Annotated in this window: 21 protein-coding genes and 2 pseudogenes; 11 read left to right on the forward strand and 12 right to left on the reverse strand. The window is 40.0% G+C overall.

Annotated features, from left to right (window positions below):
• Nucleotides 1-28 precede the first annotated feature (28 nt).
• Nucleotides 29-997 (reverse strand): hypothetical protein, encoded by a 969-nt coding sequence (locus DYI03_RS06955; RefSeq protein WP_244916337.1) that lies wholly within the window; start codon nucleotides 995-997, stop codon nucleotides 29-31.
• 138 nt (nucleotides 998-1,135) lie between these two features.
• Between DYI03_RS06955 and DYI03_RS06960 the strand changes: the two genes are divergently transcribed.
• Nucleotides 1,136-2,665, forward strand: coding sequence for an IS5 family transposase (locus DYI03_RS06960; RefSeq protein WP_115367854.1), 1,530 nt, complete (start codon nucleotides 1,136-1,138; stop codon nucleotides 2,663-2,665).
• Nucleotides 2,666-2,779: 114 nt separating this feature from the next.
• Here DYI03_RS06960 and DYI03_RS06965 read toward each other — a convergent pair whose 3' ends face one another.
• The 4 genes from DYI03_RS06965 to DYI03_RS06980 all read right to left on the reverse strand — a co-directional run bounded on the left by DYI03_RS06965 (nucleotide 2,780) and on the right by DYI03_RS06980 (nucleotide 6,914).
• Nucleotides 2,780-4,066 carry an IS1380 family transposase gene (locus DYI03_RS06965; RefSeq protein WP_115367856.1) on the reverse strand — a complete coding sequence of 429 codons (1,287 nt, stop codon included), beginning with the start codon at nucleotides 4,064-4,066 and terminating at the stop codon, nucleotides 2,780-2,782.
• Nucleotides 4,067-4,195: 129 nt separating this feature from the next.
• Nucleotides 4,196-5,362, reverse strand: coding sequence for a carboxypeptidase-like regulatory domain-containing protein (locus tag DYI03_RS06970; protein WP_021668181.1), 1,167 nt, complete (start codon nucleotides 5,360-5,362; stop codon nucleotides 4,196-4,198).
• 8 nt (nucleotides 5,363-5,370) lie between these two features.
• Nucleotides 5,371-6,141, reverse strand: coding sequence for a GLPGLI family protein (locus DYI03_RS06975; RefSeq protein WP_025064869.1), 771 nt, complete (start codon nucleotides 6,139-6,141; stop codon nucleotides 5,371-5,373).
• 8 nt (nucleotides 6,142-6,149) lie between these two features.
• Complete coding sequence (locus tag DYI03_RS06980; protein WP_025064870.1) at nucleotides 6,150-6,914, reverse strand: GLPGLI family protein; 765 nt, start codon at nucleotides 6,912-6,914, stop codon at nucleotides 6,150-6,152.
• Nucleotides 6,915-7,118: 204 nt separating this feature from the next.
• Here DYI03_RS06980 and DYI03_RS06985 point away from each other — a divergent pair, with 204 nt between their 5' ends.
• On the forward strand, nucleotides 7,119-7,319 hold the full coding sequence (locus DYI03_RS06985) for a hypothetical protein (protein WP_115367916.1): 201 nt from the start codon (nucleotides 7,119-7,121) through the stop codon (nucleotides 7,317-7,319).
• Between the two features lie 263 nt (nucleotides 7,320-7,582).
• On the opposite strand, the gene DYI03_RS06990 is transcribed toward DYI03_RS06985, so the two are convergent.
• From DYI03_RS06990 to DYI03_RS07010, 4 genes and pseudogenes are all read right to left on the reverse strand, one after another.
• Nucleotides 7,583-8,530, reverse strand: coding sequence for an IS30 family transposase (locus DYI03_RS06990; protein ID WP_021669561.1), 948 nt, complete (start codon nucleotides 8,528-8,530; stop codon nucleotides 7,583-7,585).
• Between the two features lie 131 nt (nucleotides 8,531-8,661).
• Nucleotides 8,662-8,844 carry a hypothetical protein gene (locus DYI03_RS13435; RefSeq protein ID WP_115367917.1) on the reverse strand — a complete coding sequence of 61 codons (183 nt, stop codon included), beginning with the start codon at nucleotides 8,842-8,844 and terminating at the stop codon, nucleotides 8,662-8,664.
• Between the two features lie 165 nt (nucleotides 8,845-9,009).
• A pseudogene (locus tag DYI03_RS07005) lies at nucleotides 9,010-10,296 on the reverse strand (IS1380 family transposase).
• A gap of 109 nt (nucleotides 10,297-10,405) precedes the next feature.
• Nucleotides 10,406-10,831 carry a hypothetical protein gene (locus tag DYI03_RS07010; RefSeq protein ID WP_021669221.1) on the reverse strand — a complete coding sequence of 142 codons (426 nt, stop codon included), beginning with the start codon at nucleotides 10,829-10,831 and terminating at the stop codon, nucleotides 10,406-10,408.
• A 216-nt stretch (nucleotides 10,832-11,047) separates the two neighbouring features.
• Between DYI03_RS07010 and DYI03_RS07015 the strand changes: the two genes are divergently transcribed.
• Genes DYI03_RS07015 through DYI03_RS07025 form a run of 3 tightly spaced genes read left to right on the forward strand, consistent with a single transcriptional unit; the run spans nucleotide 11,048 to nucleotide 14,576 of the window.
• Complete coding sequence (locus tag DYI03_RS07015) at nucleotides 11,048-12,406, forward strand: MATE family efflux transporter (RefSeq protein WP_021669220.1); 1,359 nt, start codon at nucleotides 11,048-11,050, stop codon at nucleotides 12,404-12,406.
• Between the two features lie 18 nt (nucleotides 12,407-12,424).
• Nucleotides 12,425-12,637 carry a heavy-metal-associated domain-containing protein gene (locus DYI03_RS07020; protein WP_004355798.1) on the forward strand — a complete coding sequence of 71 codons (213 nt, stop codon included), beginning with the start codon at nucleotides 12,425-12,427 and terminating at the stop codon, nucleotides 12,635-12,637.
• 19 nt (nucleotides 12,638-12,656) lie between these two features.
• A complete protein-coding gene (locus DYI03_RS07025; protein ID WP_004355845.1) occupies nucleotides 12,657-14,576 on the forward strand; it encodes a heavy metal translocating P-type ATPase in 1,920 nt (639 codons plus the stop codon).
• Nucleotides 14,577-14,677: 101 nt separating this feature from the next.
• On the opposite strand, the pseudogene DYI03_RS07030 reads toward DYI03_RS07025, so the two are convergent.
• The 3 genes and pseudogenes from DYI03_RS07030 to DYI03_RS07040 all read right to left on the reverse strand — a co-directional run bounded on the left by DYI03_RS07030 (nucleotide 14,678) and on the right by DYI03_RS07040 (nucleotide 16,982).
• Nucleotides 14,678-15,523, reverse strand: a pseudogene (locus DYI03_RS07030) (hypothetical protein).
• 146 nt (nucleotides 15,524-15,669) lie between these two features.
• Nucleotides 15,670-16,296 (reverse strand): radical SAM protein, encoded by a 627-nt coding sequence (locus tag DYI03_RS07035; protein WP_021669217.1) that lies wholly within the window; start codon nucleotides 16,294-16,296, stop codon nucleotides 15,670-15,672.
• Nucleotides 16,284-16,982 carry a carboxypeptidase-like regulatory domain-containing protein gene (locus DYI03_RS07040; RefSeq protein ID WP_021669216.1) on the reverse strand — a complete coding sequence of 233 codons (699 nt, stop codon included), beginning with the start codon at nucleotides 16,980-16,982 and terminating at the stop codon, nucleotides 16,284-16,286. The genes DYI03_RS07035 and DYI03_RS07040 overlap by 13 nt, the downstream gene beginning before the upstream one ends.
• A 203-nt stretch (nucleotides 16,983-17,185) precedes the next feature.
• On the opposite strand from DYI03_RS07040, the gene clpB reads away from it, so the two are divergent.
• From clpB to DYI03_RS07070, 6 genes are all read left to right on the forward strand, one after another.
• The gene (clpB, locus tag DYI03_RS07045) at nucleotides 17,186-19,777 is read left to right on the forward strand and encodes an ATP-dependent chaperone ClpB (protein ID WP_004355863.1); all 2,592 of its coding nucleotides are present in this window, start codon (nucleotides 17,186-17,188) and stop codon (nucleotides 19,775-19,777) included.
• A gap of 274 nt (nucleotides 19,778-20,051) precedes the next feature.
• A complete protein-coding gene (gene lepA, locus DYI03_RS07050; protein WP_004355793.1) occupies nucleotides 20,052-21,833 on the forward strand; it encodes a translation elongation factor 4 in 1,782 nt (593 codons plus the stop codon).
• Nucleotides 21,834-21,848: 15 nt separating this feature from the next.
• Nucleotides 21,849-22,442 carry a Crp/Fnr family transcriptional regulator gene (locus DYI03_RS07055; RefSeq protein ID WP_004355784.1) on the forward strand — a complete coding sequence of 198 codons (594 nt, stop codon included), beginning with the start codon at nucleotides 21,849-21,851 and terminating at the stop codon, nucleotides 22,440-22,442.
• Nucleotides 22,443-22,632: 190 nt separating this feature from the next.
• Nucleotides 22,633-23,139, forward strand: a complete 507-nt coding sequence (locus DYI03_RS07060; protein WP_021669215.1) for a zinc-ribbon domain-containing protein — start codon at nucleotides 22,633-22,635, stop codon at nucleotides 23,137-23,139.
• Nucleotides 23,140-23,463 carry a hypothetical protein gene (locus tag DYI03_RS07065; RefSeq protein WP_004355617.1) on the forward strand — a complete coding sequence of 108 codons (324 nt, stop codon included), beginning with the start codon at nucleotides 23,140-23,142 and terminating at the stop codon, nucleotides 23,461-23,463.
• A 607-nt stretch (nucleotides 23,464-24,070) separates the two neighbouring features.
• Complete coding sequence (locus DYI03_RS07070) at nucleotides 24,071-25,948, forward strand: IS1634 family transposase (protein ID WP_115367885.1); 1,878 nt, start codon at nucleotides 24,071-24,073, stop codon at nucleotides 25,946-25,948.
• Nucleotides 25,949-25,970 lie beyond the last annotated feature (22 nt).

Genomic DNA, 25,970 nt, shown 5'->3' on the forward strand with positions numbered 1-25,970 from the left:
TAATAGCAAGATTCTACGATGATAGGTGTTAAACTTGGGTTAGTTTTCCTTTCAAAAATCTTATGCCTTGCGACCCCATAAAATTGATAGTCCACGCATTACTCTTTGTTTCTTGTGGCAGTAGCGATAGAATTATAAAATTACCAACATAATCTTGCGAAGTTATATAAGGCAGTGTACTAAAAGTTCTATTAGCCGTTAAAAATAACGAAGTGCCTTGCAATGCGTTGGCATATCGGATAATAAAATCTGCGCTTTTATTTTTACTGATTCTATAATCTGCGAAACCTTTATTGATATATTCGTAATCTGCTAATACCAAAGTTGGATAAAATTGATTAACATCTACTTCTGCTTGTCCGATATTTCCATTGATAGCAAAAGTCCAATGGGGTGTTGCGTTCCAACGAATATGTAAGTTAGGTGAAAAATTTAGACAAGAATAGACCTTGTCTAAGCTGTATTTATAGCGATGGTAGGCAATATCCGTGGTGATGGTAAAAATGAAATCTGATAATTTATATTCTACATTTGGCTTTGCATAGAGTTTAAACGTAGAAAAGCGACTGTTTCCAGAAAGCAAACCAAGGCTATCGGGAACACCAACAAGATGTGAAGAAAAATTGTGCAAGGCTGCATTTGCACCAACTTTTCCTGTTAAAACTAATTTACCAAATCGAAAACTCCCTGATACTTTATTGTCAGTTTCGTAATAATGTTGATTTATATCTTGTTTAAGTGAATCCATAAACATTTGCTGTGGACGCACGTCCATTATATTTTTCGATTCAAATGAAAACAAACGATTACCATATTTACGTATTATAGTGAGATTATCTTTCAAGTTAAACACGGGTAAGTTGCCTTCCATATCGTGAGGATTTGTGCCACGCTCAGTTAGTTGTTGCTTGTTCCAATTTAAGTTGGTTGAAAGTTCGTTCTTTAAATCCTCAAATCCGCAACTTAACTTTTCAACGTCCTTCTTGCGTGTACACATCCTCTCATTACTGAATTTGCAGATAATTAGTGTTTACTGAATAATTTATAACTCTCTGATATTTAAGTTTATATAACTTTATTTCTTTGTTTGTTTAACTAGAAAATCGTACCTTTATATAGTTAAATCCATAGCAAGATGAAGTTTTACGCTCCAAAATACAAGCAACTTGACCTCGGTTTGCTCCGCTCATCCCTTGATGAGTTGGACAAGACAAACCGATGGGTGGCTCTCGGAAACCTTCTTCCATGGACAGAACTTGAGAAGGAATACAACTCAAGGTTGGACAATCAGAAGAAAGGTGCAGGGAACAAGCCGGCACGCATGATTCTCGGCGCAATGATTATCAAGCACAAACTAAACCTGAGTGATGCCGAGACCATCGAGATTATCAGAGAGAGTCCCTACATGCAGTACTTTTGTGGATTGCATGAGTTCACCGACAAGCCTATATTCGACCCGAGCCTATTCGTCACGATACGCAAGCGAATCTCAGAGGAAGAACTCAACAAGATGACAGTCAAGCTTCTCGACAAGCAGAGGCGTCTTCTTGAAGAGAAACGCAAGCGTGAAGAAGAAGAGGCGAAGAGGAATGATGAGGACCCGCCGGCTCCGAAACCAGAGGATCCGAATGCCGCTTCCTTCACCGACTCAAAAGGTCGCGAGCACAAGGGAGTGCTGAAGATTGATGCTACCTGTGCCGATGCAGAGATGCGTTATCCTGTTGACGTTGATATAATACATGATGGTTGCCGCAAGGTTACCGACTATATTATAAAGGTGTGCGAGATGTTTGAGCTGCACAAGCCACGCACGAACTACAAGCATGCACGTCAGGCATACCTTCAGCTTGTCAAGAAAGCCAAGAAGAAAGGCAAGATGGTGCGTGATACTATCGGGGTGATGCTCAACTACTTGCGCAAGGACATCCGCATCTTAATGGACTTGCTTGCAAAGAACAAGACGTACTACGAGAGCCTATTCCTATATGAGAAACGCACCTTGACTGCAATCCTCACGATGTACCATCAGCAGGAGGAGATGTACAGGTCAAAGACTCATACTTGTGCAGACCGCATACTGAGCATCTTTCAGCCACACGTCCGTGCCATTGTCCGTGGAAAGGCTAAGGCAAGGACTGAGTTCGGGGCCAAGATAGGTGCAAGCATAGTCGAGGGCTATACGTTCATCGACCACCACAGCTGGGATGCCTACAACGAGAGCCAGGATCTCTTGCTACAGATTCAACTTTTCAAAGAACGCTTCGGCTATCTTCCGGCCACCATCCTTGCGGATAAGATTTACCTAAACAGGTCAAACCGAGATATACTTGAGGATTTTGAAATCCATTCATACTGCAAACCGTTAGGGCGACCACCGAAGGATCCTCCTTCAGATGAGATGAAATCCAGAATGGCCAAAGCCATCGGGGAGCGCAATGAAATCGAATGCTCATTCGGTACTGGCAAGAGAATCTATCGAGCCAATGACATAAGAGCCAAGCTTCCAGATACAGCACGATGCTGGACAGGAATGTGCTACTTCGTTAAAAACGTGATGAAGTTCCTCAGGGAACTTTGTCTTGCCCTGACCGAAATCTGGTGGTTTTTCATCATTATCGTCACTATGAGGGGCTACGTCTGCTACCCTCTGTCTGTGAAGAGATAATAATTCAGCAGACCCTAATTAGAACTGAAATCCCCCACTTCAGCCTACAACATCCCCTTACCCCACAATGCGACTTGAGGCAATACGCAGTATCATACCCATAAATTGTAGGCGTTATCCAAAATCTGTCTGGAACACATCCGCGTAAGCATTGTTACAAGTATAGATATTCAGCACATACTGCCTTGATGTCCTGATCCACTTTGCTGGTACAGAGACAAACCTGAAGACAAGCGCTTTTATGCGGCTTGTTGTATTGAGTCCGAACCTCTTTACATCAAGTCTTTGGATAATGGCCTTGTAGAAGTTACGGATAAGTGCTGTAAGAAGAAGGAACACGGTGTTCTCTGCCATGAAGGATTTGGGCAATCGGTCCCATCCGAAACCATTGTTCATATCATCGAAGATACGTTCCTTTCCCCCTCGAAGGTTATAGAACTCGACAATCTCTCTTACGGAAGATACATAGTCGTTAGTCAGGATACAACGGTATGTGTATTCTCCTTCCCAGAGATCCAATACACCATCCAACCGTTTCTGTCTTTGAATCACAAGTCGGTATGCTTTACCCTTCCACTTTTCAATAAGGATAGAGTTCAATTCGAACTCAATGCCATTGATTTCCTCAGTTTTCCAACCTCTGAGAGCAAAGATTTCATTGTAGAGCGAACTGCAGCGGTTTGCGCGGATATAGAAGGATTTGCAGTGTTCCTCTACTTCTTCTACGATTTCCTCGGAACATGATCCACAGTCAGCTCTGAAACGATTGATAGTAAGGCCGTTCTGTTCAAATCTCTCAAAGAACCTCTTCAGCGTGTCCTTCTGATGAAAACGAACATTTGTGTTGCCATCGCTATTCTCAATGCCAACGATTAAGTCGCCAATAACCGCCACGCCAGGGCGATAACCAGGGAACTTCTTGTATGTAGGCTTTGCATCATACTTCTCTGTCTCTATGAACTGATGGTCGAAATCAACATCATACATCTCGTCCTCTTTCAGTTGGCCAGATGCAAACATACAATTGAGCAGTAAAGTATTGAGAGTGTCAGCCGTGTTGAAATCGTAGTTCTTACCCGTATCTGACGTGTATGAGATGTTTTCTTGCGTCAGCTCCTTTATCGCTCTGAGGATAGTATCAGAGCTACAAGTTCGAAGTGTCGGATGAAGCGAGAGATGGCTCATCAAATGAGTAGTGACATCCTCAACACATGAGCCACCACAGAAGTAGATACTCATGAGTGAACGGATGATTTCGCTGTACTGATAACCGAATGATCTACACCTTAGACCGAGGGTCGAGTCGATTACAGATGACAATGTGGAGTCAAATTGCTCCATGATTGAAAATATTCCTCCAAAAGGAGTGAGTTTATCGGATTTAATATGTATTTTTGCCATGCCATATCAGAGTTTTGCTTGCTTGTTTTGCAACACTAAGATAAGTGAATTCTTTGACATGGCAAAATCCTGGGCAACTTTTTGTTGCTCAGGTACTTAAAAAGTTTAAGTTATAATAGTGTTGCGGAATTAAGGTAAATATTGCTTGTTGGCATTATTTTCATATTTTACCTTTGCAAAAAGCTCATTAGTTCTTGAAACATATTGTTTCTGATTTTGAGAAATTCTGTTTCCTCTATTTGTAAAATACTCTGCTTTTCGTTCTGAAAAAGCCTCTTGACGGTCATTAGTATAAGTGATTTGCGCACTTATTTGCGATGATTCATTGATACGCTGTAATACATTAAGGGTCAGCGCATGGCTTTGATTGAATAAAGAACGACGACCTAATCGTCCGTTTGGAGGTAAAGGTAACGAAATAAGAGGATTTAACTTACTGTCCAATTCACCATACGTAAAAACTTTATTTGTTTCGTGAATAATATCTTTACCTCTATTGTTAGTTTTATAGGTTATCATTGTTTGCCAATTCTGCTTTAAGCGCATGGCAAAACTTTCAAAGTCCCATAAAACACCATTATTCTTACAGCCTATTCCTCCATTAAATGTTGCTATCCAATGTGCTTTAGCACCTTTCTTCATACGAACATTGAGTGCATTTTCATCGGAATAAACAAAGTCGTCTAACACTCTAATGGGTTGATGATGTTTCATTACTTCTACCGTTGCAACATCGTTTTGTGGCAAAGACTTTGAGGCAACGCCATATTTTCCGCCCAACATATCCATACCTTCTATGTAAAAATTGCTGATGCTACGTCCTTCGTATGATATTTGTCCATTACTTTTATTAACCTCAAAACCAGGAACACGAGCTAAAACATCTGCTAAAGTACGGTCGCCAGGCTTAGCATATACACCGAGAAGATACTTTATGGTATCTCCGTTAATCCGAACAGGTTGAGCTTTCACTGTAATTTCGTCTAATGCCTTTGCATTATCTTCCAATACTATTTGTTGAACGCCCATATTTTCTTTGACGACAATTTGTTGCTTTTTATAACTCATTGCAGATATTTGCAGCAAACTGCCTACTTTTGCCTTTATACTGAATTTTCCTTTACTATCAGTATTACAAAATGCAAGCATTTTCTTTGTAGAAGCGTCAATGTTTTTTACAATAGCACCCGACAAAGGACTACCACCAATATCAGTTACTGTACCAGATATTGTTACTTGTGCTTGCACTACTTGAGCAAGAAAGGCTATAATGATAAAGGCAAATATTCTTTTCATATTGTTTCTTATTTTTCATCGTCAATTTCTATTGTTTCATGACTATTGCCACTTGGATATATTCCTGGTTTATGTACCTTTTTTAAATATTCCATACGGTCTATGGGGGCATATTTATAATTCAAATAGTTATAAAAGGTAACTGGTTCAAGGTCTTTATTCTTGATAGCGGTTGCCTCTATCAACATAAAATCGGGACAATTAGCCTTTAATATCATACCGGGTAATCCGCACAATTTCCACGGACCTTGACTGATAGGAATTTCTTCGGTGTACCAAGCCTCCCAATAGCGACCACGAAAATTGGTAGTAGCTTTCTTACACTCCATACCCAACACTGTGAGAGTAGAATCTTCGTAGATTGTCCAATCGGGAATGGTTATATCTTCGGTTATCAAATAATGAGAACCCATAACACTTGAATAGGTGCTAATTTTCCCTTGCTCAAGATTGCGATAAATTCTGTCATCATTGCCTGTGCTTTGCGGATATTTTTTGTTATATTCAGGAGTATCTAAGGCTTTCACTCTTTCCATTGATATAATCATATAAGCAGGGTCGTCATCAGCTAACATTTTATTATTTTTCAATTTAGGTTGACTAAAGTATTGACTTACATTTTTTCCACAGCGAAAGATATAAATGTCCCAAGCAGGTGGTTGCTTTATAGAATAAACTATTTCAAACTCTGCTGGCTCAATAGCGTGGGTTTCTTGTGCAAAACAAATTGCAGCATTTAGCACAAAACATAAAGTCAAGAAAAAGGAGTTTCGTTTCATATTGTTTCTTATTTTTTATCGTCAATTTCTATTGTTTCATGACTACCTCCGGTTGGATAGATACCCGGTTTATGCACTTTCTTTAGATATTCCATGCGGTCTATCGGGGCATATTTATAGTTCAGATAATTATAAAAGGTTACGGGGTCAAGGTTTTTGTTCTTGATACCGGTTGCTTCTATCAACATAAACTTGGGGCAATTCGCTTTTAATATCATGCCCGGCAAGCCGCACAACTTCCAAGGACCTTGACTGATAGGAATTTCTTCAGTGTACCAAGCCTCCCAATAGCGACCACGAAAATTGGTAGTAGCTTTCTTACACTCCATACCCAACACTGTGAGAGTAGAATCTTCGTAGATTGTCCATTCGGGAATGGTTATATCTTCGGTTATCAAATAATGAGTACCAAAAACAGTTGAATAGGTGCTAATTTTCCCTTGCTCAAGATTGCGGTAAATTCTGTCATTATTGCCTGTGCTTAGCGGATATTTTTTTTCATATTCAGGTGTATTTAAATATTTCATCTCTTCATTTGATAGAATAAAGTAAGCTGGGTCATCATTCGCTAACATTATATTTTTTTTTAACTTGGCTTGACAAAAATATTGGCTTGCCTTTTTACCACATCGAAAAATATAAATATCCCAAAATGGTGGTTCTTTTATAGAATATGTTATTTCAAACTCTGCTGGCTCAATAGTATGAGTTTCTTGTGCGACACAAAGATGTACACTAAAAGCGAGCATTATAAAAGATATAATTGTTTTCATTTTAAATTATTTTTCAATACCTCATAACTGGAAAATTCCAACTATGAGGATATTAATTAAATTATACACAACCTTATTTCCGCAGCGTTTTTGCTTGCAAGAATTGCAAGTGCCTAATACATAAAAGTATTCAAACGCTTGCGTATGTCAGAAAATTCACTTATCTTAGTGCTACCAAACATGTAAAACAATAAATCAACTGACATGACAAAGGTAGCAATAAAATCTGACAAAATAACCTCTTTTGGTGGAATTTTTCACGTAATGGATGTTTTTTCCAAACTTGAACTCAATCAAGTCATTGACTCCTCGCTTGGTCAGCGTGGCGGTACAAGTACGGCATTCCAATATAGTGATATTATTTCATTGCTTTTTATAGTTATTTATGTGGTACTGATTGCTTAGAAGATATTAACACGCTCGTTGCTCAGTTTTCATTATCTCCCAAATGTACACTTCCTGGGGCAGACAGTGTTGGTCGTGGTTTAAAAGAACTTAAGGAAGCAAACGTGGTTTACACTTGTGATAAATCCAAGCACGCCTATAAGTTCAATAAGGCTGAGAAATTAAACCAACCTTTCGAGCAATGATACTTTGTAGGGGCGTGATTTATCACGTTCCTCTCCGCAAATTTTAGTGTATCGTGAATTCAACAAGCAAGTGCAAATTTACTTAATTTGTTCGTAAAAGCACTCGTATGGTGTTTTAAATCCTAATTTCTTTCTTGGTCTCATGTTAATTTTCCTTGAACACTTTGTGATTTGTTGATGGCTGACATGTTCAAACGTTTCTGATTTTGGCACGTATTGCCTAATCAGTCCGTTTGCATTTTCTATGCCGCCCTTCTGCCATGAAGAGTATGGATCGGCAAAATAGATGTTGACACCAAGGCTTTTTCCTATCATTTCATGGCAAGCGAATTCAGTACCGTTGTCTGTTGTAATAGACTTGACATGCCCTTTGAATGGAGATAGCAGATGTATTACAGTACGTGCCAGCTCTATGGCATTCTTTCCCTTTTTAAGTTTTCTCATAAACAGCATGTTTGTACTGCGTTCTATCAGTGTAACGATGGCACCGTGATTTCCTCTTCCTACGATAGTATCCATCTCGAAGTCCCCAAAGCGCTTGCCGTCAGCTTCTGCAGGTCTTTCGCTGATGCTTGTTCTATTGACTATAGATATGCGTCTGCCCCCGACAGGTCTGGCACGATGCTTTAGCCTGTGACGACAGTGTTGGTATAGTTTCCCTCCTTCTGCCTTGTCTTTACGTATCATACGGTATATGGTTTCATGACAAATATACTTGCCATCATTGGCCAATGCACCGGATATTTGTTCCGGAGACCACTGTTCGGTAACAAGAAGGCGTTTCGCCTCTTCCATGACATCCTTGTCAACTGAACGATTACCTGGCTTCTTGCGTTTTGTGCGTACTGCATTTGCTTGGGCTGTCTCCCAGTTGTAGTGTCCTCTAATCCCACTGTTACGTCTTATTTCACGTGACACTGTACTTGGACTTACATTTATCGCTTTGGCAATGTCTTTTTGTTTCATTCCGTTTTGGAGTAGCACAGAAATTGTGTACCTTTGCTCCGAGGTTAATTGTTTGTACATAGCAATGCAAATTTAATTAATCTTTGGGAGACAGAGGTCTCCCTTTTTCATTTTTATGCATTGCTTGCTGATTTTTCCACTCATGGGGGCTGCTCGCCCCCAAACCCCTCGGTGTTTTCAGGTATAGATTATTAAGCTACACCCGTACTTGGGATTGCAGTTCTATGTTGAACTTGCGTTTTAACCATGCTCAAACCTTTGGTATGAAGGAATACAACAGGTTTTTCTGCTTCCAAATAATACAAAGCAAAGAGTTGTGAACCGCCATCGACACAAACTTGTCCATTTCCTTTATCCGTATAAGTAAGCCTCAAATCCGCAACTTAACTTTTCAACGTCCTTCTTGCGTGTACACATCCTCTCATTACTGAATTTGCAGATAATTAGAACTGAAATCCCCCACTTCAGCCCACAACATCCCCTTACCCCACAATGCGACTTGAGGCAATACGCAGTATCATACCCATAAGTTGTAGGCGTTATCCAAAATCTGTCTGGAACACATCCGCGTAAGCATTGTTACAAGTATAGATATTCAGCACATACTGCCTTGATGTCCTGATTCACTTTGCTGGTACAGAGACAAACCTGAAGACAAGCGCTTTTATGCGGCTTGTTGTATTGAGTCCGAACCTCTTTACATCAAGTCTTTGGATAATGGCCTTGTAGAAGTTACGGATAAGTGCTGTAAAAAGAAGGAACACGGTGTTCTCTGCCATGAAGGATTTGGGCAATCGGTCCCATCCGAAACCATTGTTCATATCATCGAAGATACGTTCCTTTCCCCCTCGAAGGTTATAGAACTCGACAATCTCTCTTACGGAAGATACATAGTCGTTAGTCAGGATACAACGGTATGTGTATTCTCCTTCCCAGAGATCCAATACACCATCCAACCGTTTCTGTCTTTGAATCACAAGTCGGTATGCTTTACCCTTCCACTTTTCAATAAGGATAGAGTTCAATTCGAACTCAATGCCATTGATTTCTTCAGTTTTCCAACCTCTGAGAGCAAAGATTTCATTGTAGAGCGAACTGCAGCGGTTTGCGCGGATATAGAAGGATTTGCAGTGTTCCTCTACTTCTTCTACGATTTCCTCGGAACATGATCCACAGTCAGCTCTGAAACGATTGATAGTAAGGCCGTTCTGTTCAAATCTCTCAAAGAACCTCTTCAGCGTGTCCTTCTGATGAAAACGAACATTTGTGTTGCCATCGCTATTCTCAATGCCAACGATTAAGTCGCCAATAACCGCCACGCCAGGGCGATAACCAGGGAACTTCTTGTATGTAGGCTTTGCATCATACTTCTCTGTCTCTATGAACTGATGGTCGAAATCAACATCATACATCTCGTCCTCTTTCAGTTGGCCAGATGCAAACATACAATTGAGCAGTAAAGTATTGAGAGTGTCAGCCGTGTTGAAATCGTAGTTCTTACCCGTATCTGACGTGTATGAGATGTTTTCTTGCGTCAGCTCCTTTATCGCTCTGAGGATAGTATCAGAGCTACAAGTTCGAAGTGTCGGATGAAGCGAGAGATGGTTCATCAAATGAGTAGTGACATCCTCAACACATGAGCCACCACAGAAGTAGATACTCATGAGTGAACGGATGATTTCGCTGTACTGATAACCGAATGATCTACACCTTAGACCGAGGGTTGAGTCGATTACAGATGACAATGTGGAGTCAAATTGCTCCATGATTGAAAATAATCCCCCAAAAGGAGTGAGTCTCTCAGATTTAATTTGTATCTTCGCCATGTCTATCGTCGGATTTTCTTGTTTTTTTGCAACACTAAGATAAGTGAAAATTCTGACGTGGCAAAATCCTGAGCAACTTTTTGTTGCTCAGGTACTTAAAAAGTTTAATTTATAATAGTGTTGCGGAATTAGGGGTAAGGATAAATTCACCTTCAAGGGGTTGTTTGGTTGTAGCATCTAACGCAGCAAAGTAAACGTTTTTAAATTCTTTACTACCATTAAATTGCTTAGTTTTTACTTTTTGTCCATTTTTTATAGTAATAGTTCCTTTCGTCTTATCAATTTTACCTTTTATAAATCCTGTAAAATCAATAAACTCACGCAAATAGACTACATCGTTTTCTAAAAAATAAACCTGCTCGTCTAACAAACTTCTCATAGTGTAACCACAATGATTTACATACATCTGGTCGTCATAACAGAAATATGTGTCTTGTTTTCCGTCAAAATTAGGTTCTTCTTCATTGCCACTTATTTGTGCATTCATCGAAGTTGCAATGAACAAACTCGAGAGTAGTAATTTAAATTTTATCATTTTTTTGTTATAAGTAATTTATATATTCTCATAAAAAGGTTTAAATTTGTTGGTAAAGTTAATGATTTATTTCCAAATAGTGATGTACTTGTAAATAAAAATCATTCATTCCTTAGTTTTTAATAATTTCCTTTCTTGGTTTTAATCGCTTTTTTAGTTCTAATTAAACTTTTATTTTCTCATTCTTTTCTTGTTTTTTGTACCTTTGTCGCTGATATGGAAAAGGATAATAGCAATTTTACGTTCCTAACCGAAGGAGGTATCCATAAAGTAGTCGTTAAAATGGCTGTGCCAACTATCATTTCAATGTTGGTAACAAGTTTGTATAATATTGCAGATACCTACTTTGTAGGGCAAATCAATACGCAAGCTACTGCAGCAGTGGGCATTGTATTTTCTTTAATGTTCTTTATTCAGGCTTGCGGATTCTTTTTCGGACATGGTTCGGGCAATTATATTTCACGAGAATTGGGTACTCGCCGCCATGATAATGCCACTCGCATGGCATCTACAGGTTTTTTCTATTCTTTTTTCTTTGGTATTCTTATCATGATAGGCGGTTTGGTATTTATTCGTCCCCTATCTTTGCTTTTAGGCAGTACCCCAACCATTCTTTCTTACACCGAAAAATATTTGGAAATCATACTTTTAGGCACACCTTTTCTTACTTCTTCACTCACACTAAATAATCAAATGCGTCTACAAGGCAATGCCTCCTACGCTATGTATGGCATTGTTGCAGGAGCAATTCTTAATGTGGCATTCGACCCATTGCTTATTTTTGGGCTTAATTTGGGCATTACTGGGGCAGCCATTGCTACCCTTATTGGTCAGATTACTTCCTTTCTTATACTATTTTTCATGGCTCGTCATGGTAAAAATATAGGAATTTATTTCCGAAACTTTTCCCCTTCATGGTCAGCCTTTAAGGAAATATTCTATGGAGGCAGTCCTTCCCTTTCTCGTCAAGGTTTAGCCTGTTTTGCAACCATGTCGCTCAATATTGCTGCTGGAGCTTATGGCGATGCTGCCATTGCTGCCATGAGCATAGTTTCTCGTATTTCGTTGCTTATCCTTGCCATAGTTATAGGTTTAGGACAAGGATTTCAACCGCTTTGCGGATTTTGTTATGGTGCAAAACTATATGACCGTTTAGAAGAAGCCTACAAGTTTACTGTGAAAACAGGCACGATTTTTCTTATCTTCTGTTCCCTTATTGGTTGTATTTTCAGTGGTTCACTTATCCAAATTTTCCGAAACGATGAACAAGTAATTGCTATTGGTATTGTTGCTTTGCGTTGGCAATTATGCACTTACGCTTTAAATGCCTTTATTATAGCGAGCAATATGTTGTTGCAAACTTGTCGTAAACCACTACGAGCCAACTTTTTAGCAGCAGCCCGACAAGGCTTATTTTTTATTCCTTTAATCTATATTTTGCCCAAATTCTTGGGATTATATGGTGTGGAAATATGCCAAGCTGTAAGTGATGTACTTTCATTTATAGCGACAGTACCTATCATTATTTATACTTTCAAAGAATTTAATTTAGAAAAGAAAAATATAAAAGTTTAATTTAAATAATAATAAAAGATGAAAACAGAAATATTTTCCGTAAATGGCATGAAATGTGAGCATTGTAAAACCAATGTTGAAAATGCTATAAAGCATGTTTTGGGAGTTGAAATGGCTGAAGTAAACCTTGCTAATAAGTCGGTTCAAGTTACTTACAACGATGAATTGACCTCGCCTATCCAACTAAAAAATGCCGTAGACGGTTTAGGAAAATTTGAAATGATATTGTAAAATAAGGAGCATTTATACATTGAAGAAAACAATTCCTGTATTAGGCATGGCATGTTCGGCATGCTCTGCCAATGTAGAAAAACGACTTAATAGTCTGAAAGGTGTTACTTCAGCATCGGTTTCGTTGGCTGGACGCACCGCACTTGTTGATTTTAACCCTGAAGAGATAAGTTTGGAAGGATTAAAAAAAGAAATTAACGCAATAGGTTATGACCTTATTATTGATGAAGACCAATCGTTGGAAGAAATAGAAAAGCGTTCGTACACACTTTTGAAACACAAAACACTTCTTTCATGGTTCTTTTCCATGGCTATAATGGCAGTTTCTATGCGGTGGATAGTTGTGGGTAATACCTATTTTACCAACCAAATAGCCCTTCTACTTGCCTTTGCCAATATCGTTTTTTGTGGGCAAAATTTCTATATTTCGGCTTTCCGTCAACTCCGTCATGGGTCTGCAAATATGGACACACTTGTAGCTTTGTCCACTTTGATTGCATTTTTGTTCAGTACGTTCAACACTTTTTGGGGCGAAGCAGTATGGGGTAGTCGTAGCATAGAGTGGCATACTTATTTTGATGCGGCAGTTATGATAATAACTTTCGTTCTCACTGGACGATTAATAGAGGAAAAAGCCAAAGACAGTACGGCATCTTCCATTCGCCAAATGTTGGGTATAGCACCTAAAACTGCACATATCGTAAATGGAGAAAATATAGAGGAAGTACCTATATCAACCATCGAAGCTGGCGATTTATTGGAAGTTCGCACTGGTGAAAAAATCCCTGTCGATGGTGAAGTTACATGGGCTGAAAGTTTTATGACACCCAATGCAGCTTACATTGATGAAAGTATGCTCACAGGAGAACCTAATCCTGTTGAGAAAAAACAAGGCGATAAGGTTTTAGCAGGTACTATTCCCAATCAGGGGAAACTTCGTATGCGAGCAAGACAGATAGGCGAAGACACGACTTTGGCACACATCATTCGCATGGTGCAAGAGGCACAAAGCTCAAAAGTTCCCATTCAGCGCATTGTAGACAGAGTAGCTTTGATTTTTGTACCTGTGGTTTCACTCGTAGCTCTCCTTACTTTCCTGCTTTGGTGGGGCTTTGGTGGAAACACATACCTGCCTCAAGCCATACTTTCTGCTATTTCTGTTTTGGTCATAGCCTGCCCTTGTGCAATGGGACTGGCTACTCCAACGGCTTTAATGGTAGGAATAGGAAAGGCTGCCCAATACCAAATTCTAATTAAAGACGCTGCTGCATTGGAAAGTTTGCGTAAGATTGATGCTTTGGTAACCGATAAAACAGGAACGCTGACCCTGCCCAATCGAAATATAGACTTCACAAAAGCCGACCAACTACCTTTGGAAGAACGCGAAACACTGAAACCTAATGCCAAAGAAGCGATGCAAACATTACAAAAAAACGGCATAGAAGTTTATCTGATGAGTGGAGATAAGGACGAAGCAGTGAAGTATTGGGCTGAAAAAGCTGGTATTTGGCACTATGAAAGTAAGGTTTTACCACAAGACAAAGAGAATATTGTGCGCCGTTTACAAGCTGAAGGAAAACGAGTGGCAATGGTAGGCGATGGAATAAACGATACACAAGCATTGGCTTTAGCCGATGTTAGCATTGCGATAGGCAAAGGTACGGACGTGGCGATTGATGTTGCACAGATTACACTCATGGGCGATGATTTACAAACCTTGCCCGATGCAGTACGTTTGAGCCGAAACACTGTACGCATGATATGGGAAAACTTATTTTGGGCATTTATTTACAATATAATTTGCATACCTCTTGCCGCAGGCTTACTCTTTCTTTTCGGCATACAATGGCAAATAACACCATCATGGGCAAGTGCTTTAATGGCTTTTTCGAGTGTTAGCGTAGTTTTAAATAGTTTGCGATTGCGCTATATTAAATAACTAATTGAAATGAAAAAGGCAGGATTTTAAGTCCTGTCCTTTTTGTTTCTTATCTATTTTATAAGCTATTATCAACTTTATGAGCTAATAACCATTTAGGTTTAATACCCAACAGGGTAACTATATCTGTTAAAATCGTAGAAGTTTCCCTGCTGATTTGGTAGGTGGTCATATTCAAAACTAACAGAAACTGCATTCTGATTGTGTTCGCCCCATTGATAAGTTACACCAGCACCTATGCGGTCCATATATCGAGGATTTACCATTCCTATGCCCCAAGCATTATACATCGGAGAAAAGCCTATTCCCCAACCGCCAAAACCATTGTAAAATGTGCCATAACCCATAGCCCATGGTGTACAATTATTTGATGTAAAGGCTTTTTGTACAAAGGCATATGCACTCCAATGTTCGTCAAACTGATAGCCGAACAATGCGTTTACTCCTGCCACTGTGTAATTATTACCGCAATAAGTGGTATTAGTTAAGTAACCGCCCAAAGCCAATGTTGCTTTTTTCGACAGGTTGGTAACATACATCAACGATACATCTTGTGTAAAGCCAGCCCCATGATGCCTTCCTTTGCCCAAGTTGGCAAATACAGACGCACCAAGATTTACATTCAACCCCCTATGCAATCGCCACGGAACTGCTGCCCAACTATAATTCCAATAAGGATACTCATAATTGTCAGGGGTAATGACCTGCCCATATTCGTCCACCATAGGTAAATTATTATCTATCTGCCTTTGCTCTTCACGAGCCTCCGACAAACGGCGTGCATATTCTTTTTCAGCTTCAGTAGCCTTTCTAACTCCTTACAAACGTGAAGACTCTATGGGGGCAACGATAGTTGTGTCGGTACTTAAGCTAACACTTTTCGACTTTTGTGCATATATTGATATGCACAAAAGCATAATTGCTGAAATGATTAATAACTTCTTCATACTTTGCAAATTTAGCTGATTGAAAATAAACCACCAAAGAAATTAAAAGAAATTAATCTTTTCTATGATTCAGTGGGTAGTATTTAACCCTGAATAATTCATTGAACTACAAAAAGCATTGTTTCGTATTGAGAATATCTACTTATTTATACCATTTTATTTTTTCTATAAGTGAAAGACTCAAATTGCGAAAATCCCATTTGTGAGAGTATTGTTTTACTTTTTTCCACATCTTCAGAACAATTATAATAAGGTATAAGGGGCAAACGAATAAGAGTTTTCTCATTATATCCATTTTCTACAAGCCATGCCAAATTGTCCAATACTATGGAGTTTTCTTGCGTGGTATAGGCTTTATAGATTGTCGGATTCATATCTTTAATATCGATAATAAACTCGCTGATGAGGGGTGCTACACGTTTCAAATGCATAAAAGGAACGTTCAATGAGGTTTCTAATGTCAGATTCCACGCTGGATTCATAATTTTTGAAAACGCAACAATAAACTCGCTGCGCAATAATGGTTCGCCACCACCAAAGCAAATGCCGCCATTGGTAGCCATAAAATACAGGTCGTCTATCTCCACTTCGCTATAAAGTTCGGTAGGGGTAATGGTTCGCAACGCTCCATTAGGCGATAGGCTCTGCGGATTAAGGCAATATTGACAACGCAATGGACACCCATGAAAAGCCACAAGTGTAGTAACCCCTACCCCATCGGTAGCCATACGGTGGCGAACAATGCCTATAATAGAGGCTGTTACTTCTTGCATTTCTTTTCGTGCGACTTGTATTTAGGCGTGGTTCGGTTGTAAACATCATCACGATAGCGATTATGCACCACCAATACTTCGCCCTGCAATACCACCCCATGAGAATCTAAAACAATGGTTCTATTCTTCGTTTCCAACAAATCTTTTGCCTTAATAATCTTGTTATTCATTCCTATAAAAGATACTTCCAAACTTGCATCTTGTGGCACTTTTATAGCAAAATTGCCATCTAAATCTGTCACTGTTCCTTTATCTGTACCAACAATTTTTATGATTGCAGCAATGACTGGTTCTTTATCTTCTTCGGAAATAACGCAGCCATTCACTACAATAGCATCTTTTACACCATTGGAAAGGTCTGTTACAGCTATTGAATCTAAAAAATTACGATGTGGGGCAGCACCTGTTGTGCAATCTTCGGTCGTATTTTGTGCCTCAACTTGCATGGGAGCAACCATAGCACACAAGCCCGCAGCAATGCCACCCACCTTTACTGCCAATCCATTGCGTTGTTTGCGCTTTATTTCATTTTCCAAATAGCGTATTTCAGCCTCACACGCTGGACATGTTCCCTTGCATTCGCCTTCAAAATTACATTCTTTCGGAACATAATGTATCCCATTTACATTAGCTATTTGTTGGCGAATATCCTTCAAAACTTTACAAGTTGATTTACCTTTGTTCATAAGCCAAATATTTTAATGTTTCTTTTCAGTTTCCATTAGGAGGGATTTTTAGATTGGAAAGGTACAAATAATATTTCAAAAAAAAGAAACGAAAACGCAAAATTGTCAAATAGTCAGCTATTTTGCCAAATTGTCAGCCTTTTATTCCTCGGCACGAGGTTTGAAATATACTCAACAGAAATAAAAAAGAAAGGAGAAAAACAATGACATTAGACAAATTTACAATCAAAGCACAAGAGGCTATACAAGCCGCAGTGGGCTTAGCAAGTCGCAACGGACAACAAGTGATTGAACCATTGCATCTTCTTGCAGGTGTAATGGAAAAGGGAAAAGATGTGGTAAACTATCTTTTCCAAAAATCGGGCATTAGTTTACAAATCGTAGAAAATGCCGTTAAAAGTGAAATTGCACACTTGCCAAAGGTGTCGGGAGGCGAACCTTATTTCTCAAACGATGCCAATAAAGTGATGCAAACCACGATGGACGAGTCGCAAAAAATGGGCGATGAGTTCGTAAGTATCGAACCTTTATTGTTGGCTTTGCTATCGGTCAATTCCACAGCAAGTCGCATTTTGAAAGACGCAGGGTGTACCGAACAAGTTTTAAAGACAGCAATTAAGGAATTAAGACAAGGCGAAAAAGTGCAAACACAAAGTGGTGATGAGAATTATCAAGCTCTTTCAAAGTATGCACGCAACTTAGTGGAAGATGCACGAGCAGGAAAACTCGACCCAGTAATAGGGCGTGATGACGAAATACGCCGTGTTCTGCAAATACTTTCACGCCGCACAAAGAACAATCCTATTCTCATAGGTGAACCTGGAACAGGAAAAACTGCTATTGTCGAAGGCTTGGCAGGGCGTATAATTCGTGGAGATGTACCTGAAAACTTGAAAGACAAGCAACTTTATTCGCTGGATATGGGAGCATTGTTGGCAGGTGCAAAATACAAAGGAGAGTTTGAAGAACGCTTGAAAAGTGTAATTAAAGAGGTAACAAATGCCGAGGGTAACATCATTCTCTTTATTGATGAAATTCACACTTTGGTGGGTGCTGGTGGCGGAGAAGGCGCAATGGATGCTGCCAACATCTTGAAACCAGCCCTTGCTCGTGGAGAATTGCGTGCCATTGGTGCAACAACACTCAACGAATACCAAAAGTATTTCGAGAAAGACAAGGCATTGGAACGTCGTTTCCAAACCGTTATGGTGGACGAACCTGATGAGTTGGACGCAATTTCCATACTCCGTGGGTTGAAAGAGCGTTACGAAAACCACCACAAAGTACGTATTCAAGACGATGCTTGTATTGCTGCCGTACAACTTTCAGAACGTTACATTTCTGATAGATTTCTCCCTGATAAGGCAATTGACCTCATGGACGAAGCAGCAGCGAAACTTCGCATGGAGAGAGATTCTGTTCCTGAAGAGTTAGACGAAATTACACGCCGTTTGAAGCAGTTGGAAATTGAGCGTGAAGCCATTAAGCGTGAAAATGATACAGAGAAGATTGCGCTATTGGATAAGGAGATTGCCGAACTCAAAGAGCAAGAAACAAGTTTCAAAGCTAAATGGGAAGGCGAGAAAGCCTTGGTAAACAAGATTCAACAGGACAAGGAAGAAATAGAACACTTAAAGTTTGAGGCTGAAAAGGCTGAACGTGAAGGCAACTATGAGCGTGTTGCAGAGATTCGTTATTCTCGTTTGAAGGCATTAGAAGACGACATCAAGAACATTCAACTGCAATTGCAAGCCACACAGGGAGGCGAAGCCATGATTAGAGAGGAGGTTACAGCTGACGATATAGCCGAAGTGGTGAGCCGTTGGACGGGCATTCCTGTTACAAGAATGTTGCAAAGCGAGCGAGAAAAGTTGCTCAATCTTGAACACGAGTTGCACAAACGTGTCATCGGACAAGAAGAAGCCATTACTGCAGTAGCCGATGCGGTGCGCCGTTCTCGTGCAGGTTTGCAAGACCCAAAGAAACCTATTGCATCGTTTATCTTCCTTGGAACAACTGGTACGGGTAAAACTGAGTTGGCAAAGGCTTTGGCTGAATACTTGTTTAACGATGAAACCATGATGACTCGTATCGATATGAGCGAGTATCAAGAGAAGTTTAGTGTATCACGCCTTATCGGTGCGCCTCCAGGATATGTAGGTTACGATGAGGGCGGACAACTTACAGAGGCAGTTCGACGCAAACCATACTCTGTGGTATTGTTCGATGAAATCGAAAAGGCACACCCCGATGTATTCAACATCTTGTTGCAAGTGCTTGATGACGGACATCTGACCGATAATAAAGGTCGTGTGGTAAACTTTAAGAATACCATTATCATCATGACTTCAAACCTTGGCTCACAGTATATCCAACAAGAATTTGCAAAATTAACGGAGGATAATCGTCAGAACATCATTGATTCAACTCGCACAACGGTCATGGATATGTTGAAAAAGACCATTCGCCCAGAGTTTTTAAATCGTATTGATGAAACTATCATGTTCCTTCCGCTCACGCAAACGGAGATTTCAAAGGTGGTTAGCCTTCAATTGGAACGTGCAAAACAAATGCTTGAACCGCAAGGCTTTACGTTGCAATGGACAGACAGTGCGGTAGATTATCTTGCACAAGTAGGTTACGACCCAGAATTTGGCGCACGTCCTGTGAAAAGAGCCATTCAACGCTATGTTTTGAACGACCTTAGCAAAGCCATTCTTGCCGAAACCGTCAGTCGAGAAAAGCCTATTATCATTGATTACTTTGGCGATGGATTGGTATTCCGCAATGAATAAATGAATCGAACAAGTTTGCTTTAAATGGATAAGTATCACGATGAAGGAGTGTAACGGCAAAGTTACACTCCTTCTGTTGTGAGAAATGAAAGACCAAGGAAAAACTATTTTTACCCCTAAATGCAAGTTTTTTTTAAATATATCCTAATTTTGCACTTGTTGATTGACTCTACAGCCCAAGTGTTTTAAGTGTTTTTGAGCATTTTTATAAGCACTTTTTTTCGTATTTCTCGCTTTTTATATTAACTTTGCAAGTTAAAGACGATAATTTTAAATGGATAAAATAAGAAATTTCTGCATCATTGCACATATCGACCATGGTAAGTCTACTCTTGCCGACCGCCTGTTAGAATATACAAAGACGATTCAAGTAACGAGCGGACAAATGCTTGACGATATGGATTTGGAACGTGAACGTGGTATAACAATTAAGAGTCATGCGATACAAATGGAGCATGAATACGAGGGAACAAAGTATGTTCTCAACTTGATTGATACACCAGGACACGTTGATTTTTCTTATGAAGTATCAAGAAGTATCGCTGCTTGTGAGGGTGCGCTACTCATTGTAGACTCAACGCAAGGTGTTCAAGCTCAAACGATTTCTAATCTTTACATGGCAATTGATAACAATCTTGAAATTATTCCTGTAATCAACAAGATTGATATGCCCAATGCCATGCCTGAAGAGGTAGAAGACGAAATCATTGACCTCATAGGTTGCGAACGCAGCGACATTATTCGTGCAAGCGGAAAGACGGGCGAAGGTGTACCAGAGATATTGAAAGCCATTATCGAACGAGTACCAAGTCCGAAAGGAAACCCCAAAGAACCGCTGCAAGCACTGATATTCGACTCTATTTTCAACTCTTTCCGTGGTATTATTACCTTGGTGAAAATTACAAATGGCTCTATTAAAAAGGGCGATAAAGTAAAGTTCGTGCAAACAGGAATGGAGTATGATGCCGATGAGGTGGGTGTTTTAAAAATGGAAATGAAACCTAAAAGCGAGCTTTCAACAGGCGAAGTAGGTTACATTATATCGGGTATCAAGAATGCACGAGAGGTAAAAGTGGGCGATACCGTTACACATTTGGAACATCCTTGCGCAAAAGCTATTGAAGGATTCCAAGTAGTAAAGCCAATGGTCTTTGCCGGCTTGTATCCTATAGACCCTAACGATTATGAAAATTTGCGTGCTTCGTTGGAGAAACTCCAATTAAACGATGCTTCGCTTACCTTCTCTCCAGAAAGTTCACAAGCTTTAGGCTTTGGTTTCCGTTGCGGTTTCTTAGGCTTGTTGCACATGGAAATCATACAGGAACGCCTTGACCGTGAGTTTAATATGGATGTTATCACGACCGTACCAAACGTTAGTTACATGGTTTACGATAAGTTGGGCGAATCTAAAGAGGTGCATAACCCTTCAGGACTGCCTGAACCTACGATGATAGAACATATTGAAGAACCTTATATCAAGGCTTCGATTATCACATCAAGCGAATATATCGGTCCGATTATGACCCTTTGCCTTGACAAACGTGGCGAATTAATAAGCCAAAACTATGTGAGTGGCAACCGCTTGGAACTCATTTTCATGATTCCTTTAGGAGAAATTGTCATTGACTTCTACGACAAACTAAAAAGTATTTCTAAAGGTTACGCCTCATTCGATTATCATATCGACTCGTTCCGTCCTTCTAAACTTGCAAAATTAGATATACTTTTGAATGGCGAACCAGTTGATGCGCTCTCTACTTTAACGCATGAAAGTAATGCCGTAAACTTTGGTCGCCGTATGTGTGAGAAACTAAAAGAGTTAATTCCACGCCAACAATTCGACATAGCCATACAAGCTGCTATTGGAGGAAAGATTGTGGCACGCGAAACCGTAAAGCAAGTGCGTAAAGACGTTACTGCAAAATGTTATGGTGGCGATGTTAGCCGTAAACGTAAACTTTTGGAAAAACAAAAGAAAGGTAAGAAGCGCATGAAGCAAGTGGGCAACGTTCAAGTACCACAAAAAGCATTCTTAGCTGTTTTGAAATTAGATTAAAAAGGAGAAAAAGATATGAAAGAAGCCTTTGAAACAAGAGATATTGCACGGGAGTTGGCGCGAAAATATAGCACCATGACTCACGAAGAACTTGATGTACTTGAAAGCATTCTCGTTCCCATAAAGTATTCTAAGGGTGAAATGATTTTGAGCGAAGGTGAGGTATGTGAAAATATCTACTACGTTGAGCGTGGTCTTATCCGTCAATTCTATTTTAAGAATGGGAAACAAATCACCGAACACTTGGGCGAAGACCATACCATATTCATGTGTATTGAGAGTTTGTTCCGTGAAGAACCAACCAAACTCCAAGTAGAAGCCTTAGAACCAACCATTGTTTACGCCTTGCCTAAACAACGATTGGAGCAAGTTGCGCTCCACAATGTGAATATTCAAATACTCTATCGTAAGATTTTAGAGGAAAGTCTGATTATTTCGCAAGTACACGCCGACCTTGTTCGCTTTGAAACAGCACAAGACAGATATAAGAAAATGTGCAAACTAAGTCCGCAAGTTATTCTTCGCGCCCCTTTGGTTTACATAGCCAGCTACTTGCAAATGACTCCCGAAACCCTCAGCCGTGTGCGTGCCGCTACATTATTGGAATAAAAAATAAATGGATAAATACATCAATAAAAAGTCCTTTCGCTTGAAACGAAAGGACTTTTTATTTTTTTTATTATTTCAACTTTGCCCTCTATCCCTCTAAAAATTGAAGAAGCAAAAAAGAATGGTTTTTATTTTGAATAATGTTTGAATTGATGTACCTTTGCGAACAAATAGCATAACAGAAAAGAAAATGAGATGTCCGAACTGTAATTCAGAGATAAATGAACACCAAAAGCAATGTCCTAACTGCGGAACGCCACTCCATAACGAGTATAACGACGAACCAACCATAGGACGTGGATTGGTAGTATTTATCATTATTGGTACCATTTTCCTTGTTGCATTCGGTTTTTTATATTATCACAACCACAAAAATGACCCCGAATACACGCAAACAGCTATTGAACCCGACTCTAATTTAGCGGACAAAAATGTTGTAAAGTTCGATACTATTGCCAAAGACACTACGTCGAAAGACTCAGTAGACGAAGCAAAACAGGCAGAAAAGGTCTTGAACAGTATCAGAGGAAAACGACACAAGCGCAATTCTTCTCACTCGGAAGAGCAAGAGAGCGCAGAAGAGGTTGTACCAGTGATTGTTCCATCGCAACCAGATGGTGCTAACCGCAACCTAAACATTGTTCCTGCAACTCCTTCTGTGGCTAAACCGCACATTGAAAAAATCGAAGTTCAATAAATGAAAGTATTCAGAACAAAGCATTTCCCTGCTAAAAACTATGATGCTATCAACATCTTGGGAATGCTGTTTGTTCACCCTGACGTGAAATTAGAGCCAGAACTCATCAACCACGAGCGCATTCACACGCATCAAATGTTCGAAATGCTCATTCTTCCCTTTTATCTTTGGTACGTTATAGAATGGGCTATCCGCTGCTTTTTACCTCATCGTGCTTACCTCAACATTTCCTTTGAGCGTGAAGCCTACGCAAACATGCACAATTTACATTATCTAAAACATCGCAAACCATACGCTTGGGTGAAATATTTGCGCAAACATTAATACAAAGCATAGTATCTTTCCTTCCATCGTTAGCGTTATTCCATGGTAGTTTCCCTATGGGAATACCGCAGTACTTCTATGAGAATACCGCAGTACTCCTATGGGAATACTCGAGTAACTAATCAATGAAAATGAAGAAATATCGAAGTTGATGTAAACTAACTGATAATGAGGAGGGAATACACGAATTGGCATAATACTGCTCTATTGTAAAGGGCAGAAATATGCAGATTTAGGCAGAAGTTCAGTTACCAGAGTGTTACCTTGTTTTGATGTTGGTAACGATGGAGAAGAAATAGGTAACTGAATTATTTTAGCTCGTGTGGCTGTTGCTTTGGTCGGCAGTTTTCTGCGTAAGTGAGGAACGCTTTAATTCGGGTAATTTTGCCCACAAATATTAAAGCGTATGGAAAAAGAAAAGATGAAAGTGTTGCTCTACCTTAACCCAAGTTTAACGGGCATAATTATTTTTCATAAATTTTCAGTGTGTTTTGAGGGTTTCAGGTTTGCTAAGTACTTAATAATCAGCCGTAGCGTTTTCTGAATACGGAGTAAATCTGATTTGTAGGACACCAGCATATCAATTTTTTTTTGTTACTTTGCACCTATGCACGCAAATGTACAGACACGTTTTAATCCGGCAACTGGTGAAAAGGCTCTTTATTATAGACTAAAAGAGTCATATCGTGACGTGGCTGGACACGTACATTCGCTCATTCTGCTCAATATTGGTTTTGAACCTTCTCTCACAGCCTTGCAGGTGAGAAGGATTGCTTTTGCACTTACAGAGCGTTTTAAGAACAGAGGAACTAATTCTTTATTTGGCAAGCATTTGGAGGGACTTACTGAACTGGAACAGGCTAAGGCGGATGAGTGGTGGCAGCGGATGAAAGAGGAAGGTGGAATTGATAGATTCGATAAGAAGGAACAGAAAGCAAGAAAGGAGTCTGAACGTTATATCGATCTTGCTACGGCAGAACATACTGACGCAAGGAATGTTGGTGCAGAATGGCTCTGTAAGCAGACCATTGATAAGCTGGGACTGGAAGAGTTCCTGCGTGACCAAGGATGGAGCAACCATTCTATCCACACCGCACTCTCTGCGCTCATCATCCGGACTGTGTATGCCGTGTCTGAACGTTCCTCGTATTATTATCTCAGGGATAATTCGGCTGCCGCCGAACTTTACACTGGTTCGCAAGACTGGACTCCGGGTATCAATGCCCTGTACAAGGTAACGGACAAACTCTATGAACTCAAAGAGAAGATAGAATGTCACTTGTGCAATGTAACAGATAACCTTTTTAATATAGATAACAAGCTGATGCTCTTTGACTTGACAAATTTCTACTTTGAGGGTAGTAAGCGTGAAAGCAAGAAGGCACAGTTTGGTAGGTCAAAAGAGAAGCGATCAGATTGTAAACTTCTCGTCCTGGCCCTGTGTATCAATAAGGAGGGCTTCATACGCTATTCTTCTATCCTGGAAGGTAATACGGCTGACCCTAAATCACTGCCTGATATGATAGATACGCTGGCAGACAAGAATCCTGTACAAAAAGAAAAATCGCTTATTGTGATGGATGCAGGTATTGCAACCGGAGAGAATCTAAATCTTATTAAGGCAAAGGGTTACAACTATCTCTGCGTATCTCGCACCAAGCTGAAAGATTACACGCTCAGTGAGGACCATAAGAGCGTGATGGTAAAAGACGCCCGAAAGCAAACAATAACGCTCAACAAGGTACACACCGAAGGTGAGGACTACTATCTTGAGATAACCTCTCCATCTAAGGCTATGACCGAATCGTCAATGAACAAACTTTGGCGTGAAAGGTTTGAGACAGAGCTGAAGAAGATAAATGATGGTATTGCAAAGAAAGGTGGAACGAAACTCTACGAGAAGGTTGTAGAGCGTACGGGACGAGCCATACAGAAATATCCTTCTATCGCAAGATACTATGCGATAGACTACATTAGAAACGAAGAAAAACCAAAGGAAATGCTACGTGTAGACTGGAAGCTCAAAGACCTCTCAGCCATCGAGTCCGGACACGGCGTATACTTCCTACGGACCAATGTAGAAACACTCGACGAGCGTACCACATGGGACTATTACAACCTCATACGGGAAATCGAATGTACCAACAGGCAGTTGAAGACCGACCTGAACCTCCGTCCTATATATCATCAGACCGATGACCGGAGCGATGCGCATCTTTTCTTCGGTCTGCTTGCCTACTGGGTGGTAAATACCATCCGCTGCCAGTTGAAGCGAGAAGGCGAATCCTGCTATTGGACCGAAATCGTGCGGAGGTTGAGCACCCAGAAACTTGTAACCACGGAAGGTAGGAACCCGTTAGGAGACATCGTACAGATGCGACAATGCAGCAATCCCTCAAAGCAGGCAACTGCTATATACGATAAATTAAAACTGAAATATGCACCATTCAGAAAAATAAAAATTTGTAGGACACAGAGTCCATAGCCAAAACTGAAAAAGTATAATA

The organism is Prevotella disiens (assembly GCF_900454955.1).
GTDB classification, from domain to species: Bacteria; Bacteroidota; Bacteroidia; order Bacteroidales; family Bacteroidaceae; genus Prevotella; species Prevotella disiens.

Bases quoted from the DNA above. Each gene is read 5' to 3' on its own strand.
- DYI03_RS07060 (WP_021669215.1), top strand. From the start codon at position 22,633: ATGAGATGTCCGAACTGTAATTCAGAGATAAATGAACACCAAAAGCAA.
- DYI03_RS06990 (WP_021669561.1), bottom strand. From the start codon at position 8,530: ATGTACAAACAATTAACCTCGGAGCAAAGGTACACAATTTCTGTGCTA.
- DYI03_RS06970 (WP_021668181.1), bottom strand. From the start codon at position 5,362: ATGAAAAGAATATTTGCCTTTATCATTATAGCCTTTCTTGCTCAAGTA.
- DYI03_RS07035 (WP_021669217.1), bottom strand. From the start codon at position 16,296: ATGCAAGAAGTAACAGCCTCTATTATAGGCATTGTTCGCCACCGTATG.
- DYI03_RS07015 (WP_021669220.1), top strand. From the start codon at position 11,048: ATGGAAAAGGATAATAGCAATTTTACGTTCCTAACCGAAGGAGGTATC.
- DYI03_RS06975 (WP_025064869.1), bottom strand. From the start codon at position 6,141: ATGAAACGAAACTCCTTTTTCTTGACTTTATGTTTTGTGCTAAATGCT.
- DYI03_RS07070 (WP_115367885.1), top strand. From the start codon at position 24,071: ATGCACGCAAATGTACAGACACGTTTTAATCCGGCAACTGGTGAAAAG.
- DYI03_RS06960 (WP_115367854.1), top strand. From the start codon at position 1,136: ATGAAGTTTTACGCTCCAAAATACAAGCAACTTGACCTCGGTTTGCTC.
- DYI03_RS07065 (WP_004355617.1), top strand. From the start codon at position 23,140: ATGAAAGTATTCAGAACAAAGCATTTCCCTGCTAAAAACTATGATGCT.
- DYI03_RS07020 (WP_004355798.1), top strand. From the start codon at position 12,425: ATGAAAACAGAAATATTTTCCGTAAATGGCATGAAATGTGAGCATTGT.
- DYI03_RS06955 (WP_244916337.1), bottom strand. From the start codon at position 997: ATGTGTACACGCAAGAAGGACGTTGAAAAGTTAAGTTGCGGATTTGAG.
- clpB (WP_004355863.1), top strand. From the start codon at position 17,186: ATGACATTAGACAAATTTACAATCAAAGCACAAGAGGCTATACAAGCC.
- DYI03_RS07055 (WP_004355784.1), top strand. From the start codon at position 21,849: ATGAAAGAAGCCTTTGAAACAAGAGATATTGCACGGGAGTTGGCGCGA.
- DYI03_RS06965 (WP_115367856.1), bottom strand. From the start codon at position 4,066: ATGGCAAAAATACATATTAAATCCGATAAACTCACTCCTTTTGGAGGA.
- DYI03_RS06985 (WP_115367916.1), top strand. From the start codon at position 7,119: ATGACAAAGGTAGCAATAAAATCTGACAAAATAACCTCTTTTGGTGGA.
- DYI03_RS07010 (WP_021669221.1), bottom strand. From the start codon at position 10,831: ATGATAAAATTTAAATTACTACTCTCGAGTTTGTTCATTGCAACTTCG.
- DYI03_RS07040 (WP_021669216.1), bottom strand. From the start codon at position 16,982: ATGAACAAAGGTAAATCAACTTGTAAAGTTTTGAAGGATATTCGCCAA.
- lepA (WP_004355793.1), top strand. From the start codon at position 20,052: ATGGATAAAATAAGAAATTTCTGCATCATTGCACATATCGACCATGGT.
- DYI03_RS06980 (WP_025064870.1), bottom strand. From the start codon at position 6,914: ATGAAAACAATTATATCTTTTATAATGCTCGCTTTTAGTGTACATCTT.